Origin of the sequence: Bacteriovorax stolpii (assembly GCF_002872415.1) — a bacterium.
In the GTDB taxonomy this organism is placed as follows: Bacteria; Bdellovibrionota; Bacteriovoracia; order Bacteriovoracales; family Bacteriovoracaceae; genus Bacteriovorax; species Bacteriovorax stolpii.
Genome location: NZ_CP025704.1, coordinates 31,475 through 48,825 on the forward strand (window position 1 = coordinate 31,475; position 17,351 = coordinate 48,825).

Consider the following 17,351-nt stretch of genomic DNA (forward strand, 5'->3'; position numbering starts at 1 on the left):
ACTATGGATTACACAATCTCAACCGTTGCACCTATTGTACTACTACCGTTCTTTGCTTTCGTGATTAACGTTTTCCTGGCAAAACGCGTTCCGATCGCAGCAGTAGCACTAAGTACATTGGCAATTTTCGGTTCATTTATTTACGCTTTAAGAATCTTCTTAGATTTTCAAAACGTATATGCTGTTAACTACCACATCCACAAAGTTTTCACCTGGTTTGACTTAAGTGCCGGTGAACACCTGTTTAAAGTAAACATGGGTATCTATATAGATAACATGACAGCAACTATGCTTTTAATGGTTACGGCCGTTGCGACCCTGATCCATGTTTTCTCAACTTGGTACATGCACGATGATGCGCGCTTTGCCCGCTTCTTCGTTTATATGTCTCTCTTTACTTCAGCGATGCTTGGACTTGTTGTTTCAGACAACCTGCTTTCAGTGTTCATCTTCTGGGAGTTAATGGGATTCTGTTCTTACTCTCTAATTGGTTTCTACTACGAGAAAGAAGGTGCCGGAAACGCTTCAATGAAAGCTTTCATGACAACAAGAGTTGGGGACGTTTTCTTCCTAATGGGTATCCTTATTATTTGGGTTCTTGCAGGAAGCACAACTTTCGTTGATCTTTATGCAGCTATCGGAGCTGGAAAATTCGCAGGAACTTTCAATGCATTCGGTTTAGCTCTTCCAATCGCAACTATCGCGGCTCTTTGTATTTTTGCAGGTACAATGGGTAAATCAGCTCAGTTCCCAATCCACGTTTGGCTACCAGATGCGATGTTTGGACCGACTCCATGTTCGGCCCTAATCCACGCTGCAACAATGGTTGCCGCTGGGGTTTACCTTTCACTAAGAGTTTTCCCACTTATGGAAGCTGGACATATCACTATGTTCATCGCTTACATCGGTGCAATCACAGCTTTCGGAGCTGCTACAATCGCCCTGATCCAGACGGATCTAAAAGCGGTTCTTGCCTACTCAACAATTTCTCAGCTTGGTTACATGGTTATTGGTATCGGTGTTGGTTCATACAACGCTGCTTTCATGCACTTAATTACTCACGCTGTATTTAAAGCATGTCTATTCCTTTCAGCTGGTTCAGTTATCCACTCAATCCACTGCCAGGAAATGCCACAAATGGGTGGTCTTCGTAAGAAGCTTCCATATACATTCTTCGCAATGCTACTTTGCTGTTTTGCTATTGCCGGAGTTCCGTTCTTCTCAGGATTTGTTTCTAAGGATAGAATCCTTGGTGACGCTCTTGTAATGGCCCTTGATAACAAAGCCTATATCCCGGTAGCTCTACTTGGATTTGGTGGTGCACTTCTAACAGCTTTCTACATGTTCAGAATGCTGTTCTTAACTTTCTTTGGAGAGCCACGCGATCACCACATTTACGACCACGCTCATGACGAACACATTGGATGGAACTCAAACGTTCCTCTACTAATCCTTTCTGTGTTCACACTTGGTCTATTCTACTCTGGGTCTTTCACGGGTCAGGGAGAAGTAAACGTTTTCGGATCAAAATACGAATGGTTCCAGACTTTAATTCACAAACCAGAAGTCGCTCACCTGGAGCACTTTGCTCACTATGAAAAAGAAGATTTCGGAACAACAGATACTCGTGACAAAGTTGAGCTTCCAAAAGCAGCTTACGATGCTAATCACGGAATGGATGATCACAGAGCTCACCACGTTCACCTGGTTCACAAAATCGGTGCGGTTATGTCGATCATCATCGCTTTCGCGGGGATCTTCATCGCTTACTCAATGTACGTGAAGAAAACTCTTAACCCTGGATGGTGGGCAGAAACGTTTGCTGGATGGAGAAGAGCTCTTCAAGGCAAGTACTACTTCGACGACCTTTATATCGGAAAAATCATTCAAAAAGGACTGGTTCCATTCAATGCGCTTCTGGCGAAGTTTGACTGGGATTTCTACGATGCAATGGTTATCGATGGAACTGCGGTTCTTAACCGTTGGGCCTATAACATTTCTCGTTGGATCGACAACAATATCGTCGACAGCGGAATGGTTGATGGAACAGGAGCAAGTGTTCGTTTAATGAACGTTCTACTTCGCACACTTCAATCAGGGCGAGTGCAATTGTACTTTGTAGTCCTGGTTGTTGTATTAGCTAGCTACGTTTTAACATTAAGATTTTAGTTTTTTTATATAGTAACTTTTCTCAGGGAGATAACCGGTGGCCGGTTCAAATTTATTAAGTTGGATTCTGTGGATGCCTATGTTGGGAGTTCTTGGTGTATTACTTATGCCAAAGGACAAAACTACTTGGATTAAGAGTTGGGCACTTATCAACACTGTTATTACGTTTGCTCTTACTTTAGTACTATACTGTAAGTTCGATCAGACTCAGGCAGGAATGCAAAATGCATTTAATATTGCGATCCCATGGATTTCGCAATTTAACATTTTCTACCGCCTTGGTGTGGATGGGATCTCACTTCCGATGGTTCTCCTTACTGGATTACTATTCATGCTTTGTATCCTGTCTTCATGGACACAGATCAAAAAATCTATCAAAGCTTACTTCGCTCTACTTCTACTTCTTCAGTCGACAGTATTCGGGGTATTTTTCGCACTAGATTTCTTCCTGTTCTACGTTTACTGGGAAGTAATGCTAATTCCTATGTTCTTCCTTATCGGGGTATGGGGTGGAGAAAACAGAGAATACGCTGCTGTTAAATTCTTCCTTTATACATTCTTTGGATCGATTTTAATGCTTGTTGGTATCGTGGCTCTTTACTTTGCAACTAACCAATCAGTTGATTCATTCAATATCCTTGCTCTTTCAGGCGGGAAGTTCTCTCAACTTACAGTTACTATTTTCGGCCAGACATTATCGTTTGCTAAACTTTTCTTCATCTTCATGTTTGTTGGGTTTGCAATCAAAGTTCCGGTTTTCCCTTTCCACACTTGGTTACCACACGCTCACGTACAAGCTCCAACAGCGATCTCAGTTATCCTGGCAGGGGTTCTACTAAAGATGGGTACATACGGATTCCTAAGAATCGCGTTCCCAATTTTCCCAGAAGCGGCTAAATATTTCTCTACTGCAATCGCATGGCTTGGATTAATTAACGTTATCTACGGTGCTCTATGTGCGATGGCCCAGAACGATGTTAAGAAACTTATCGCTTACTCTTCAGTATCTCACATGGGATTCGTAATGCTTGGACTTGCAGCAATGACTGTTCAAGGTGTTAACGGAGCGGTTCTTCAGATGTTCAACCACGGTACATCAACAGCTATGATGTTCTTCATGATCGGTCTTCTATACGAAAGATCTCACCACAGATGGATCGTTAAGCCAGATGGATCACGTGGATACGGCGGACTTTATACACAACTTCCAGTTTACTCGATCATCTTCATCATCGGTATGTTCGCATCTATGGGACTTCCAGGTCTTTCAGGATTTATCTCTGAAGCCCTTATCTTCCTAGGGATCTACCAACGTTTCACAACTATCACGGTTCTTGCACTATTTGGTCTTCTTATTGGTGCTGCCTACCTTCTATGGATGTTCAAGAGAATGTTCTTTGGAGAAGTTAACCCTGAAGTTAAAGAATACGAAGATATGACTAAGCTTGAAGTGTTTTACATGCTTCCACTTTGTGTTGCTGTAATCCTGTTTGGTATCTGGCCTTCGCCAATCCTGAACATTATGAAAGCTTCAGTAGGACAACTGGTTTCGTTACTAGCAACTTTCTAGTTAAAGATTAGATTAGGATAAAGAGATGCATTTAAATTATTTGGCAAGTATCGGTCGTTATGTTCCAGAAGTTATTCTGGTGCTTTTAATGGTTGGCCTTATTATTCTTGAAACGACTTATAAAGAAGATGAAAAGAATAGAAGATATATCTTCATCACGAGCATGATCGGACTTGTGGCGACTTTCGCTGCACTTCTGGCAAACCTTGGTGGAAAAGCAGAAGCAATCTTTAGCAACGCAGTTGTGATTGATGACTTCTCTACTCTTCTAAAGATGGTGATGGTTCTTGGAACAATCGCAGCTATCTACCTGAGCCGTTTTTCAAGAGACATTTACGAAACTCTTAAAACAGAGTTTGCGATCATGGCAGTTGGTATCCTTATCGGGGGATTCCTTCTAGCTTCAGCAAACAACATGCTGACTCTTTATATCGGTATCGAAACACTTTCGATCCTTTCATATGTAATGGCCTCTTTCAAAAAGAATGACGAGAGATCAAGCGAAGCTGGTCTTAAGTACGCTCTTTACGGTGGGGTTTCAGCAGGTATCATGCTTTTTGGTCTGTCACATATCTTCGGTGTTCTTGGAACAATCCAGTTTGCTGGTGTTGCAAAAATGATCCCGACGTTAACGACAGCTCAACTAGCGATCATCATGCCTTCATTTGTTCTTTTCTTTGCTGGTATCGGATACAAGATCGCATCTGTTCCTTTCCACATGTGGTCACCAGATGTTTACGAAGGATCCCCTACTCCAGTAACAACTTTCTTTGCGATCGTTCCAAAACTAGCAGGGATCGCAGTTCTAATCAGAATCTCGGCTACGTTCTTCACAGTGGATTCAACTCTTAAAATTGGATGGGTTGGATTAATGCTGGTGATTTCAGCACTTACTATGACAGTTGGTAACGTAACAGCTATCGGGCAAAAATCAGTTAAGAGAATGCTGGCTTATTCATCAATCTCTCACGCTGGTGTAATGCTTGCTGGTCTTGTTGTTATTAATGATGTTGGTGTTCGTTCAGTAGTTTTCTACGGAATCACATACCTTTTCATGACTCTTGTTGCTTTCTACATCACAAGCATCGTTCAGGATAAATACGGCAACGATAACTTCGACCGTTTCTCGGGCCTTGCTTTCAGATACCCATTTATGGCAGTGATGATGGCCGTAACTATGTTCTCACTAACTGGTCTTCCGCCATTAGCTGGGTTCGTAGCGAAGTACAACATCCTGGCTTCACTGGTTGCAACTAAGAACTACACGCTGGCAATCATCCTGGGGTTAAACTCAGTTGTGTCAGCTTACTACTATCTGAAGATCGTTCGTCTAATGACTCTTAAACCTCAAGAGTCTGATGAAGAAATCGAAGGTTTCGGATTCTTAAACCAGATGATTATTGTTTCAATGACTCTGCCAATTTTCACACTAGGGATTTTCTGGGAAAGCATTATGTCTCTAGCTGGCAACGCAAAGTTATTCATTCAGTAATTAAAGAGTGGGATTAACTAATGGAATTTTTATCTTTTACAATTTTCTTAATCATCTGCACGGCCCTGGGGCTCGTGCTGATGTTTATTTCAAACTTCCTTGGCCAAAAAGCTAAACAAGTAAGAACCAATGACATTTACGAATCAGGGGTAAACCCGGTTGGAAGTGCCACAAGACAGTACGACATTAAGTTCTATCTTACGGCGATTATGTTCCTTCTTTTCGACGTGGAAATTGTGTTCCTTCTTCCGTGGGCACTTGCTTATAACAATGCAAGCAACCTTGGTTTTATGGTGGCGGGATTTATCTTCTTCATGGCCGTCTTACTAGTTGGATACATCTTTGTTATCAATTCAAAAGCGCTAGAGTGGGAAAAATAAGATGTTAGAAACGATTCTTGAAATATTAGTCAAAACTGTAATCATCCTGGGTCTTCCCCTGGGTGCACTACCGCTTATTATTCACGTAGAAAGAAGAGGCGCGGCTTTCATCCAAAGAAGACTTGGACCAAACCGTGTTGGACCGTTCGGACTTCTTCAGCCACTTGCTGACGTTGCGAAGTTCATGTTCAAAGAAGAAGTTTATCCTTCTCACGTTCGTCCGTTCTTCTACCCGGCAGCTCCACTAGTTGCTCTGGTTGTGGCACTTCTTCCACTTGCATGTATTCCTGTTGCCGCTCCTTTTGAGGCTTTCGGAATGACAATTTTCCCGGAAGTTTTTAGAAGTGACATGGGGATCTTCTTTGCTTTTGCTGTTTCAGCTTTAGGGTCTTACGGGATTCTTCTTGCTGGATGGGCATCAAACAACAAATACTCAATGCTTGGTGCACTTCGTGCCTGTGCTCAGATGGTTTCATACGAACTTTCACTTTCAGCAGCTCTTGTTGCGATGATCTTCGTTTACGGAACTAACGACATCCACGTGATGGTTGAAGCTCAAACTGGTTACTGGTTTGGATTCCTGCCAAAATGGGGTGTGTTCATGCAACCACTTGCATGTCTTCTATTCCTTGTAGGTATCTTTGCTGAATCAAACCGTCTTCCATTCGACCTTGCAGAAGGTGAATCAGAGATCGTTGCTGGTTTCCACTTAGAGTATTCTTCAATGAAATTTGCGATCTTTTTCATGGCGGAATATATCCACATGATCGCACTTTCGATGATTTTCATTATTCTTTTCTTCGGTGGATACAGTCTACTTCCAGGTATGGATTTAATCCCGACTTCATCGCCGTTTGTCCTTCCAATTCTTCAGATGGTTTCTTTGATTACTAAAGTTGCTCTGATGATCTGGTTCTTCGTATGGGTTCGTTGGACATTCCCAAGATTCCGTTACGATCAATTAATGCACTTAGGATGGGAGCGTTTATTACCATTAGGGCTTGTTAACCTTATTGTAACTGTTCTCTTTGTATATTTTAGGAATCAATAATTATGGCAACTGATATTCTACTGACCATCGTTACGATGGTGTTTGCTCTTTTAGTAGTTTTTTCAAAAAGAACGGTTGTGGCCGCTCTTTCACTCCTGATGACATTAGTTTGTATCGGGATGATTTACTTCCAATTAGGGACTGTATTTCTTGCAGCTATCCAGGTCCTGGTTAACGCCGGTGCGATCGCGATCCTTTTCGTCTTCGTAATGATGCTTATCAACCTTGAGCAATTCCAAAACAACCGTGAAAGAGGAAAAGTGAAGCTGATTGTTGCTGGTGTCACTGTCCTGGTTATCCTTGGTGTGTTTGCTCTTATCGTAAACAACAATATTGAGGTTCTAACAACAGTTAACCTTACTGATAATTCAATGAAGTCACTGTTTGATAAACTTTTCTCGGTTTATTACCTGCCGTTTGAAATGGCGACAGTTCTTCTTTTAGCCGCTCTGGTTGCGTGTGTAGTGATCACTGGTCACGAGAAAGCTGTTAAGCACGAGCAGGAGGAAGCAAATGAGTAGTATTTATTATTACCTGGCCGGGTTTTTATTCACTCTTGGCCTTTTAGGTACAATTTTTAAAAAAGACCTTATCTCTATCCTTCTATGTCTTGAATTAATGATGGGAGCAGTAGGTCTTCTGACAATTCTTTTTTCTCGTTCGACTGGATTATTAGAATCTCAAATTCTGGTTTTCTTCATGATCATCGTGTCGGCATGTGAAGTTGCGATCGGATTAAGCTTAATCATCGCGCTTTATAGAAAGAAGCAAACAATTTATACAGACGATATTAAAATCATAACCGAGTAAGAGTTCTTATGTACGAAAACTATCTGGCGCTGATTCCTTTCTTTCCTTTACTGGCATTCTTACTTAACTCTGCTTTGATTAGAAATAAGTTAAATAATGTACAGGCCGGTATCATTACTTTCCTATCACTGTTTATTTCGTTCATCTTAGTTGTCATGACTTCGCTTCATGTCCTAAAGAACGGGCCAGTGACGGTTCACCTATGGCAGTGGATGCAATACGGGGATATCAAATTTGATATCGCATTCGTAATGGACGAACTTGCTGTTATCCTGAGCTTAATGGTTACAGGGATTGGTAGTGCTATTGCTTTCTTCTCAATTGGTTATATGGACCACGAGGAAAAAGTTGGAAAGTTCTTTGCCTTCTTCGCCCTATTTGCTTTCTCAATGCTTCTTCTTGTTCACGGTGAGAACTTCCTTGTTCTTTTCATGGGATGGGAAGGTGTAGGTCTATCTTCTTACCTTCTAATCGGTTTCTGGTATGAACATACTAAAAACGGTAATGCAGCTAAAAAAGCTTTCCTTGCTAACCGCGTGGGAGACTTTGGTCTGGTTCTTGGGATGATCGGGTTTGCACTTGTGTTCAACACTCTATCTTTCAAAGATCTTCAGCACCCAGATATGAGCATCATCTTAGCTAACAAAGAAATCCTGATTGCTTCAAGCTTACTTCTGGTTCTTGGTGCTTGTGGTAAGTCGGCCCAGATCCCTCTATTCATCTGGCTTCCAGATGCGATGATGGGTCCAACTCCAGTTTCTGCCCTAATGCACGCGGCGACGATGGTTACTGCAGGTATCTTCATGCTTTGCCGTGTTTCAAACGTTATCGTTCACTTCCCGGTTGTTCTTGATGTGATCGCATGGATTGGAGCTCTAACAGCTCTACTTGCTTCACTGATTGCTATCACCCAAACAGATATTAAGAAGATCCTTGCTTACTCAACTGTTTCTCAGCTTGGGTACATGATCTTAGCTTGTGGTGTTGGTGCATTCTCAACAGGTATGTTCCACGTTTTCACACACGCTTTCTTTAAGGCCCTTTTATTCCTTTGTGCAGCTTCTGTTATTTACGGATGTCACCACGAACAAAACATCTTTAAGATGGGTGGACTTAAAAAGAAAATGCCAATCACTTTCTGGACGTTCACAGTTGGATTCCTGGCGATTGCCGGTATCCCTGGGTTCTCTGGATTCTTCTCTAAAGATGAAATTTTAGCGATGGCCTTAACTAATCCTGGAAACGGTGTTTGGTTATACTCAGTTGCTCTAATCACTGCACTCCTGACAGCTTTCTATATGATGAGAATGTTAGTTCTCGTCTTCATCGTTGAGCCAGCTAAGCATGACGATCACCATGATCACCACGCTCACGCTAAACACGATGACCATGGACACGACAATCACGGGCACCATGAAATTCATGAGTCTCCAAGTGTGATGACTGTTCCACTAATCATCCTGGCAATCTGTTCGTTTGCAGCTGGATACGTTGGTCTTCCACACGCTCTAAGCCACGAGCACGCTCGTCTTTTCCAGGAATTCCTGGAAAGATTCGTCGCTAAAACAGAAGGACACGCTCACCTTTCAGCTCAAACTGAATTTATCATGATGGGTGTAACGACAGTTCTGATCCTTTGTTCAATGGGTCTGGCTTACTACATTTATGTGAAGAATGATCACAACAAGATGAGAGACAGCCTAAAAGCTAAGTTCCTTACTCTTTGGACAATCAGCTCAACGAAATTCAAAGTTGATGAGTTCTATGAACTGGCGATCATCAAGCCTCTTTACCAAATCGGCCACTTCCTGGTTGATGTTATTGAAGCACACGTGATCAACGGAATTGTAAAACTAGTAACGAAGGCAACAACTGAAGGTGGTCATTTATTAGATGACAACAAACCAGAAAAGCTGGAAATGGGAATCCTTTATATCGTTATCGGATTAGCAGTTGTTCTTACAGTAATTTTTAACGCATTTATTTTTAGATAAAAATTGGATTTAAAATGGATCAATTATTTCTTATTAAGTTTTTAATTCCTCTCATTTGGGCAATCGGCTTCATGTTCGCGCCTAAAAACAATGAGAAGTCTGTAAAGCTTCTGGCCCTAATCGGTTCTCTTGTAACACTTGCTTACTCAGTTAAGATGTTCATTGATCTACCGGACACTGGAGTTTTAACAACTCTATTCAAGTTTGATATGCCACTGTTTTTTAACATGTCATACACATTTGCAATGGATGGTCTAAGTGGATTACTGCTTCTTCTGAACGCATTCCTTCTTCTCATTGTTGTCATTACAACTTGGGACATTAAGACTGATAAGCTTCGTCTTTATTACTTCCTTCTGTTTTTATTAACTTGGGCAGTAAACGGATCACTTCTTTCGACTTCACTATATGGCTTCTACATTTTCTGGGAAGTTATGCTAATTCCTCTATTCATCTTAGTAGGAGTTTTTGGTGGAGAGAATCGTCGTTACGCTTCTTTCAAGTTCTTCATGATGACAGCGGCAGGATCAATCCTAATGCTAGCGTCTATGTGTTACATGTCGGCACTTGCTTATAAGTTCAACGGTTCATACGACCTGAACTATGAAATCATCAGATCTCTTGGGTTAAAATACGACGGGTTCTTATCACCTCAGTCTTTAATCTTCTGGTCTTTCTCGATCGCCTTCTTCTTAAAAGTTCCAGTTTTCCCATTCCACTCATGGTTACCAGATGCTCACGTTGAAGCGCCAACTGCAGGTTCAATCATCCTTGCCGGTATTCTTCTAAAGCTTGGTATCTACGGTTTCCTTCGTTTTGTAATTCCATTATTCCCGGAAGCAGTTGATGCTAACCGTGATATCGTTCTTTATTTAGGAGCGATCGGGGTTATCTACGGAGCACTGACGGCATGGGTACAAAAAGATATTAAGAAGCTAGTAGCTTTTTCTTCTATCTCGCACATGGGTTACATTATTATGGGTATTTTCTCGCAAAACCCATTTGCTGTTAAAGGAGCAATCTTTCAGATGATCGCTCACGGTATCTCGACACCGGGTCTCTTCATCGGGGTTCACTATCTTTATACAAGAACTCACACTAAGAAACTTGATATGTACGGAGGCATCGCTTCTGTTATGCCAAAGTTTGCTATTTTATTCTTTATCATCACGGCAGGTTCGATGGCCGTTCCAATGACTTGTGGATTCGTAGGTGAATTCATGGTGATCATGGGAACTTACCAGGTGAACAAAGTGGTAGCGGTTTTAGCTGCAACAGGGATCATGTTGTCGCCAATCTATCTTCTAAAGATGTACCACCTGACAGCTCTTGGTGAAATGAAACACGAAGAAAACAAGTCGCTTAAAGATATCTCTCTTCTTGAAGCTACTCCACTTCTGGTGCTTTCGATCCTGACAATCGTTTTTGGTTTATACCCACAAGCGGTTATGTCACTTTTTGATGGGACAATTAATTTCTTTGTAAATAAAGGTTTATAAGATGGAAAACTTAACATTCGTTCAAAACGTTTTAATCTTCCTTGCTCTTAATGCGGTAGCTCTTCTGTGTTTGAATGTTAAAAACAACGGAAAATATATTTCATTCGGGGCGACGCTGATTTCGGCGATCACTTTCTTCGCGATGCTTTTTAGCTCAAGCTCTTTTACTCTGAGCGAGCTTTTTAGCCTTGAAGGAAATAAGATTTTGCTTCTAAAGATCGTCTCAGTTCTAAACGTTCTGATGATTTTGATCAACGGTTACCACTCTCTAGAAAAAGTTAAGAACTCAGTTCTCATGAGCTTTATGTTCCTTGGAGGGGTTTTCCTTCTTGGAGCTAATGACCTGATGACTTTTTACGTAGCTCTGGAAACGATTGCCCTTGTTGGTTACGCTCTGGTTGCAACGTCTGATCTTGAAAACTCTCGCGAAGCTGCGGTTAAGTATCTTATCCAAGGTGCGGTTGTTTCAGTTATCTTCTTATTAGGTGTAGCTTTCTATTTAGGTGCAACAAACGGTCTGAGCCTTGTTGGTGTAACTGTTGTGAACCAGGAATTCTACGCAATCGCTATCGGGATCTTCATCCTGACAGCTTGTTTTAAACTAGGTGCTTTTCCTTTCCACGCTTGGATTGCTGATGTTTACTCAAACGTCACACTTGGTAACCTGGCTACGAACTTCTTCATTTCAAAAATCATTATCGGATTTAAGTTTATTACAATGCTTCAAATCCTTCTGCTTGATAGCGAGCCAGGTTTCAACGATTACCTGGTACGTATTGTTCAGGTGATCGCAGTTGCTTCAGCTTTCTACGGAAACATCATTGCTGTTGTTCAAGGACAGTTTAAAAGAATCATCGCTTACTCTTCAGTAGCTCACACAGGTTACATGTTGATGATGATTTGTTTAAACCCAGATGAAGCTCTGGAAATCCAACTAATCAGCTACCTTGTTATCTACTCTCTAACAGCAACGGGAGTGATCCTAATACTGAACCAATTTGCTGGACTAAACAAAAACAGAGACGGCCGCGAGATCCTGAAATCTGGATTTTATCGCAATAAAGGCCTAGCAATTATGTTGGTTGTTTTTGTTCTGAGCCTTGGTGGGATCCCGCTGACTTCAGGTTTTGCCATGAAGTACATGCTATTTACTAACTATTTCAGAGAAGGCTTCACTCTAGAAGCAACTTCTATCTTCATTAGCTCGATTGTCGGTCTTGCCTACTACATCCGCTTCGTAAGTGACCTGTTCGCTGAAGACGAGGAAAAGAAAGGTCTGCCTGCAATAAAAACCAGATTCAGCGAATCGCTGGTTCATGTTATCATTTTAGTGTCTATCTTCACGATCGGAATTGCTCCGTCACTCTTTTTAGGGCTGAAGTAGACAGGATGTAATGAGCGTAAAGTACAGGATCCGCCTGAAAAACGAGCGGGTCATTGGACCTTTTTCAACTGAAGAAATCGGTGAATTATTTTTAAAGGGTCATATTGCTGGCACAGAGCTGTGCCAGCTGTTTCCTATTGGCGACTGGAAACCTCTTTCAAATTTCCAGGACCTCCACACTCTAATCAAAAAACTTGATGCAAAAAATCTTAAGGTCAACGATGAACTAACAGCGTCTGTTCCTGAGAATGCTAAAAAAGAATTAACCAAAACTGGGCTTCCAGTAAAAAAAGAGACAACCCAGGCGCAACAGACTTTTAACGAATTTAAATTCGGTAAAGACGTTAAGATTGACGTTAACTACGCTGAGCTTGAAAGAAAATACCAGGCCCAAAATCCAGATGCACCTTATGAAGATGGGATGGAAAAGACTGTCGTCATTAACAGGAAGGCCTTGGCCCCCAAAGCTCAGGATTTAGAAAAGACAGTTGTGGTTCAAAGATTTGAGCCGCCAAAACCTGAAGTTAAAAAAGAAGAGCCAAAAGAAACAGTCAAACCTGTTGTTGAATTAAAGGAAGTTGTCCCTGAGCCTTCTCGCGAAGAGCTGGTTAACGAAAAAACAGAATTCATTAACCTTGCCCACGCTCTTCCAACGATCAATGCCCAACTTTCAGTTTCAGAAGTTGAACTTGAGAAGCAGGCAAAGATTGAAGAGAATCTGGAAAAGAAAAGACTTCGCGACCTGCAAGAGATCATGCTTCGTGAGCAGGCCGAGCAAGAGGGGCTTGAAAACGATGAAGTTGAAATCGTTGAAGAATTCTCACGTGATAAAAAAGAATTCGAGCAACGAATTGTTGTTAAGAAAAAGAAAAGAGGTCTCTCGATTGTCGCAATGCTGGCACTTTTGGGTGTGTTTTATTTCTTTTTCATTCAGGAAGAAGAGAAGCCTAAATTTACAGGACCTCTTTATTTAGAAATCAAATTCCCTATTCCGGCACCTGTCGAAAATGTTCCGGCTGCCAATAAAGCACTGGCACAAGCTAGGAATCTCTATTCACAAAACACTTATAAAAATCGTGCACTGGCTTCACAGTTTTACTTAAGCTCTCTACAAAATCGCTTTAGCGGAAATGAGGCTATGGGTGAAATCATCATGACCTATGCAGAGCTTTTAGATAACACGAAAGAAAGACACTTATCGGCCAATACACTCTATAAATACATTCAGCTTTCCGAAAGAAAACTACTGATTGATTTAAGTGCAGCAACTGGAACCGCGCTTTTCTATGGAAAGATTGGCAAGTATCAAACAGGTGTTGATATTATTAAAAACTATCTGCGCGCTAAAAGTAAGCCATCGCCAAAGATGCTGGCCTATTACCTTCATTTGCTTACAAATGCGGGAGAATTAGTTGAAGCAAGACAGGCCTATGAGACTTTAAAGAATATTCCTAAAAAACCTTTTGAAGCTTACTACTATCTGGCGCAGTTTGATTTAAACGACGATAAGGTTGGGAGTGCAAAAACAATTATTGAAGAAGGATTAAAGTTCTATCCAAACAGCGTTCTGCTTCTTCTTCAATACGCTGATATTTTAATAAAAGAGCAATCGATTAAGAAATTTGAAGAAGTCCTGACGAAGATCAAAACTCTTGATTCGGAAAATTCACCCGAGTTTATGGCGAGCTATTTTAAAGATATGGGTTACCTCGCAGCCTTTAAAAATCAAAACAAAGAGGCCAGCCTTTTCTTTAAAAAGTCACTCGAGTTAAAAGAATCAGATGAGCTGCGTGCGACTCTGTCCAAGCTTGAAATTGGCGGAGACTCGTTATCCCAGTCGTTGATTTTAGAAAGTAAGGTAATTGGTCTTCTTAAAAAAGCGAAAGAAGAATACCGCTTAAAAAACATTGATACAGCTTTCCAGTTTACGATTGAAGCCGTTGATGCAAACCCGGATTACATTCCGGCCGTCTTATTTCAGGCTGAGCTAAATACTTATAGAGGTTTTTTTGATTCAGCTATCTTTGCCCTTCAGCGCTTGATTGGTGTTCACCAACAAAACAACCAATTAAAAAAAGCATTAGTTGAAACGTTTATTAAGGCCTATAAATTTGAAGATGCCGACAGTCTTCTAAAAGAAATGGCGCTGACAAAATACGCTCAGACCGCGGATTATGCTAACTTGATGGGCCAGTACTCAGAAGCAAAACGCAATCCTATTGTTGCCATCAAGTGGTATGACAGAGCTCTTTCTCACGATCCATTAAGTGATACTAATATGTATCGAATCGCGAAGATTCTTCTTCGCAATAAACGTTTTCCAGAGGCCCGTGCGAGAATCACGCGCGCGCTTCAACTCGATCCAAAAAATGTTTATTACCACGCTTTATATGCGGAAGTTCTTTATGAGCAAGATGGAACGGATACAGCGATTGGATACCTACGCGATATTATCGCTGAACAAGGTGAAGACCCGGTTTTAGTTGCTGCGATTACCACAGCGTATTTTAGAAGTGGTCAGTTAAAAGAATTCCAGGCCTATTATAAAAAAGTTCAGAACATGCCTAAAAAAGATGAGGCCTTTTATGAAGTCCTTATCGCTGCAGCTAAACTTGAAGGAAGAAAAGACGAATACATCACTCATAGCCGCGATCTTCTCAAACTTAATCCAGGAAACTTAAAAGTTCGCATGGACTTAGGTGAATTGTTATTTGATGAGAAACGCTATGATGAGGCGATTTTGGAATTCAGCGAAGTCAAAGACAAACTTGAATCTTACCCGCGCGTTCACTATCAACTAGCGAGAGTTTATTTAGCTAAAAATGATGTGAAGAAGGCCCGCGAGATGGCAGAAAAAGAATTAGAGCTCAATCCGAACCTGGATGCCGCTCATTTTATTATGGGTGAGGTTTTCCGAATCGAGAAAGATTACCGCGAAGCCATTACCAAGTACGAAAAGGCCATCAGCTTAAACCCAAAGTCAGTAGACGCTCTAGTATCTATGGCTTCAATCAGGCTGGGTCAGAACTACGCTAACGAGGCCCTGGAGCTCTTAAACCGTGCCTTGAAGGAAGATGTGAGCAATCCAGCGATCCATAAACTAATGGGTGACGCTTATCGTGCGGCCGGACAAAGAGCGTTGGCCAAAGAAAAATACGAGGATTACCTCAAATTGAACCCTGGGGCCCAGGATAAAGACCTCATTGAGTCATTAATTAGAAATCTAAGATAGATTCCCTCTTGTCTTTTTTGCACAATTCCCTTACTATGGCTTTCTAAATAAGCGGAGGATTGGCAGAGTGGTCGATTGCGGCGGTTTTGAAAACCGTTGAACCGAAAGGTTCCGCAGGTTCGAATCCTGTGTCCTCCGCCACTTTAGTTCTACGATCCCCCGAAAATTTAGATGATACTTTTGATGGAGACGTGGGAGAGTGGTCTAATCCAGCGCCTTGCTAAGGCGTCGTACCCCGCAAGGGGTACCGTGAGTTCGAATCTCACCGTCTCCGCCACTTTGATCTTTAAAATATTTTTCCTATGCGCAGTCGTAGCTCAGCTGGATAGAGTACTTGACTACGAATCAAGTGGTCGCAGGTTCGACTCCTGCCGATTGCGCCATTTTCTAGATAGTTTCTAAAATATTTTCCACCTTTATTTTTTAATTAGCCCTGTGAAGGAGTCGAACCTACGAGTTCGCTTGCCCGATCTCTTGAATTCCGTGTTTTTTCTTTTTGATTGCTTCGCTTGCGGGGTAAAAATGCTCGCGCATTTTTTCGGGCAAGTGCCGAATGCGCTCATGCATGCCGGGGGTTTTTTTAGAGAGGAGCGCGCCTGGGGGGCGCGGCTCGGAGGGAGAGGATTAGTCGTTGGGGGATGGGCGGGGGTTTAGGATGAAAGATGTGTACATAAAAAGAAGTCTAGCATTTGGTTTTGTTAGTTAAGTCAGGCCGAGGTCAAGAATTGTAAACTCTTGCGCGGGATTTTGATGTACGCATGTGGTGTTTGCTTCTTTTACAGATGGCTTTGTTAAAATCGAAAGGGCCGATATGATGAGCTCATGAAAACACTACTTATTTTAAGCTCTCTCCTACTTTTTACAGCGTGTTCGACTTATGTTCCGGTTGAGTATCGTTCGGCGGGGGAATTTGCTCTGGCCAAAGGAACGGTGGTGAAAGTTATTTATCCTGAGACGAACAGTTTCGTTAAAATTTTAGAAAAGAGCATTGCTGAGGATGGATGGCTTAAACTGGCGAGTGCTAGTGATAAGAAATTTTATGAGCTTTCTTTTGAAGGGATTAAAAGAGACTCGAGAGAAAGTTATTCATCTACGACAGAGAGAGATGGAAAAAAATACAGAAGCGTTTCCATGATCGCAGAAGGCTCGGGTGTTTTGATTGTGAGAAGCAGTGATAAAAAAGTTGAAAAAACATTTAGTTTTACCGGCCGAGGAGATGCTTCCTCGGAAAAAGAAATGCCAAAAGAGCCTGGGGCCAAAAGTTTAAGACCGATTTTTAATCTTATTCTTGGAACTGATGAGAAGGCCGAAGCGATAAGTTTACAGGATACGTATACAACTGCGGACGCCATGGATAAGTTGAATCTCAATTTAGCTAAGGAAGTTTTAAAGAAAATAACTCCGGAGCCTAGGCTTGTTTCACTTAAAATTGAAGATGATGAAGATGATATGGAAGCGCTTGAGAAATTTATTGATAACAAAGAGTATGACAGTGCTTTTCATTATCTGTCAGGGCTTTTAGAAAAAAGGCCAAGAAGCGATATCTACTACAACCTGGGGATCATCCAGGAGGCCAGACAAAATTACACAGACAATTGTGTGAATTATCAAAAAGCCTATGATCTCTCTTCCAAAGCATCTTACTTGCAACAGAAAGCCGCTTGTTTGTCGCGCCAGGGAGAATTGGCCAAAATTCAATTGCTGAACTAATTAAATCAATTTTCACCGGGAAGTTAGAGTATCCCCCATTTTGGGGGATATGAAAAAAAA

At 41.6% G+C, this 17,351-nt stretch carries 12 protein-coding genes and 3 tRNA genes; all 15 read left to right on the forward strand.

The window, feature by feature from the left end; translation table 11 throughout:
* Nucleotides 1-3 precede the first annotated feature (3 nt).
* The 15 genes from nuoL (C0V70_RS00135) to C0V70_RS00205 all read left to right on the forward strand — a co-directional run bounded on the left by nuoL (C0V70_RS00135) (nt 4) and on the right by C0V70_RS00205 (nt 17,291).
* The gene (nuoL, locus tag C0V70_RS00135; RefSeq protein WP_102241834.1) at nt 4-2,169 is read left to right on the forward strand and encodes an NADH-quinone oxidoreductase subunit L; all 2,166 of its coding nucleotides are present in this window, start codon (nt 4-6) and stop codon (nt 2,167-2,169) included.
* A gap of 37 nt (nt 2,170-2,206) precedes the next feature.
* The gene (locus tag C0V70_RS00140; protein WP_102241835.1) at nt 2,207-3,739 is read left to right on the forward strand and encodes a complex I subunit 4 family protein; all 1,533 of its coding nucleotides are present in this window, start codon (nt 2,207-2,209) and stop codon (nt 3,737-3,739) included.
* Between the two features lie 25 nt (nt 3,740-3,764).
* Nucleotides 3,765-5,231 carry an NADH-quinone oxidoreductase subunit N gene (locus C0V70_RS00145; RefSeq protein WP_102241836.1) on the forward strand — a complete coding sequence of 489 codons (1,467 nt, stop codon included), beginning with the start codon at nt 3,765-3,767 and terminating at the stop codon, nt 5,229-5,231.
* Nucleotides 5,232-5,251: 20 nt separating this feature from the next.
* Complete coding sequence (locus C0V70_RS00150; RefSeq protein WP_102241837.1) at nt 5,252-5,611, forward strand: NADH-quinone oxidoreductase subunit A; 360 nt, start codon at nt 5,252-5,254, stop codon at nt 5,609-5,611.
* Between the two features lies 1 nt (nt 5,612).
* Nucleotides 5,613-6,662 carry an NADH-quinone oxidoreductase subunit NuoH gene (gene nuoH / locus C0V70_RS00155; protein ID WP_102241838.1) on the forward strand — a complete coding sequence of 350 codons (1,050 nt, stop codon included), beginning with the start codon at nt 5,613-5,615 and terminating at the stop codon, nt 6,660-6,662.
* 2 nt (nt 6,663-6,664) lie between these two features.
* The gene (locus C0V70_RS00160) at nt 6,665-7,183 is read left to right on the forward strand and encodes an NADH-quinone oxidoreductase subunit J family protein (RefSeq protein ID WP_102241839.1); all 519 of its coding nucleotides are present in this window, start codon (nt 6,665-6,667) and stop codon (nt 7,181-7,183) included.
* On the forward strand, nt 7,176-7,472 hold the full coding sequence (nuoK, locus tag C0V70_RS00165; protein WP_102241840.1) for an NADH-quinone oxidoreductase subunit NuoK: 297 nt from the start codon (nt 7,176-7,178) through the stop codon (nt 7,470-7,472). Before C0V70_RS00160 ends, nuoK begins: the two co-directional genes overlap by 8 nt.
* Before the next feature lie 8 nt (nt 7,473-7,480).
* Entirely contained in the window at nt 7,481-9,466 is a 1,986-nt protein-coding gene (gene nuoL / locus C0V70_RS00170; RefSeq protein WP_102241841.1) for an NADH-quinone oxidoreductase subunit L, read from the forward strand.
* A 14-nt stretch (nt 9,467-9,480) separates the two neighbouring features.
* Entirely contained in the window at nt 9,481-10,965 is a 1,485-nt protein-coding gene (locus tag C0V70_RS00175; protein ID WP_102241842.1) for a complex I subunit 4 family protein, read from the forward strand.
* A 1-nt stretch (nt 10,966) separates the two neighbouring features.
* A complete protein-coding gene (locus C0V70_RS00180) occupies nt 10,967-12,349 on the forward strand; it encodes an NADH-quinone oxidoreductase subunit N (RefSeq protein ID WP_102241843.1) in 1,383 nt (460 codons plus the stop codon).
* A gap of 10 nt (nt 12,350-12,359) precedes the next feature.
* Nucleotides 12,360-15,581 (forward strand): tetratricopeptide repeat protein, encoded by a 3,222-nt coding sequence (locus C0V70_RS00185; protein WP_102241844.1) that lies wholly within the window; start codon nt 12,360-12,362, stop codon nt 15,579-15,581.
* 53 nt (nt 15,582-15,634) lie between these two features.
* A tRNA-Ser gene (locus tag C0V70_RS00190) sits at nt 15,635-15,722 on the forward strand.
* Nucleotides 15,723-15,766: 44 nt separating this feature from the next.
* A tRNA-Ser gene (locus C0V70_RS00195) sits at nt 15,767-15,858 on the forward strand.
* 29 nt (nt 15,859-15,887) lie between these two features.
* Nucleotides 15,888-15,964 (forward strand) — tRNA-Arg (locus C0V70_RS00200).
* 439 nt (nt 15,965-16,403) lie between these two features.
* Nucleotides 16,404-17,291, forward strand: coding sequence for a hypothetical protein (locus C0V70_RS00205; RefSeq protein WP_102241845.1), 888 nt, complete (start codon nt 16,404-16,406; stop codon nt 17,289-17,291).
* The last annotated feature ends 60 nt before the right edge of the window (nt 17,292-17,351 follow it).

Coding starts and splice junctions, on each gene's coding strand:
- nuoL (WP_102241834.1), top strand. CDS start 4: ATGGATTACACAATCTCAACCGTTGCACCTATTGTACTACTACCGTTC.
- C0V70_RS00145 (WP_102241836.1), top strand. CDS start 3,765: ATGCATTTAAATTATTTGGCAAGTATCGGTCGTTATGTTCCAGAAGTT.
- C0V70_RS00150 (WP_102241837.1), top strand. CDS start 5,252: ATGGAATTTTTATCTTTTACAATTTTCTTAATCATCTGCACGGCCCTG.
- nuoH (WP_102241838.1), top strand. CDS start 5,613: ATGTTAGAAACGATTCTTGAAATATTAGTCAAAACTGTAATCATCCTG.
- C0V70_RS00160 (WP_102241839.1), top strand. CDS start 6,665: ATGGCAACTGATATTCTACTGACCATCGTTACGATGGTGTTTGCTCTT.
- nuoK (WP_102241840.1), top strand. CDS start 7,176: ATGAGTAGTATTTATTATTACCTGGCCGGGTTTTTATTCACTCTTGGC.
- nuoL (WP_102241841.1), top strand. CDS start 7,481: ATGTACGAAAACTATCTGGCGCTGATTCCTTTCTTTCCTTTACTGGCA.
- C0V70_RS00175 (WP_102241842.1), top strand. CDS start 9,481: ATGGATCAATTATTTCTTATTAAGTTTTTAATTCCTCTCATTTGGGCA.
- C0V70_RS00180 (WP_102241843.1), top strand. CDS start 10,967: ATGGAAAACTTAACATTCGTTCAAAACGTTTTAATCTTCCTTGCTCTT.
- C0V70_RS00185 (WP_102241844.1), top strand. CDS start 12,360: ATGAGCGTAAAGTACAGGATCCGCCTGAAAAACGAGCGGGTCATTGGA.
- C0V70_RS00205 (WP_102241845.1), top strand. CDS start 16,404: ATGAAAACACTACTTATTTTAAGCTCTCTCCTACTTTTTACAGCGTGT.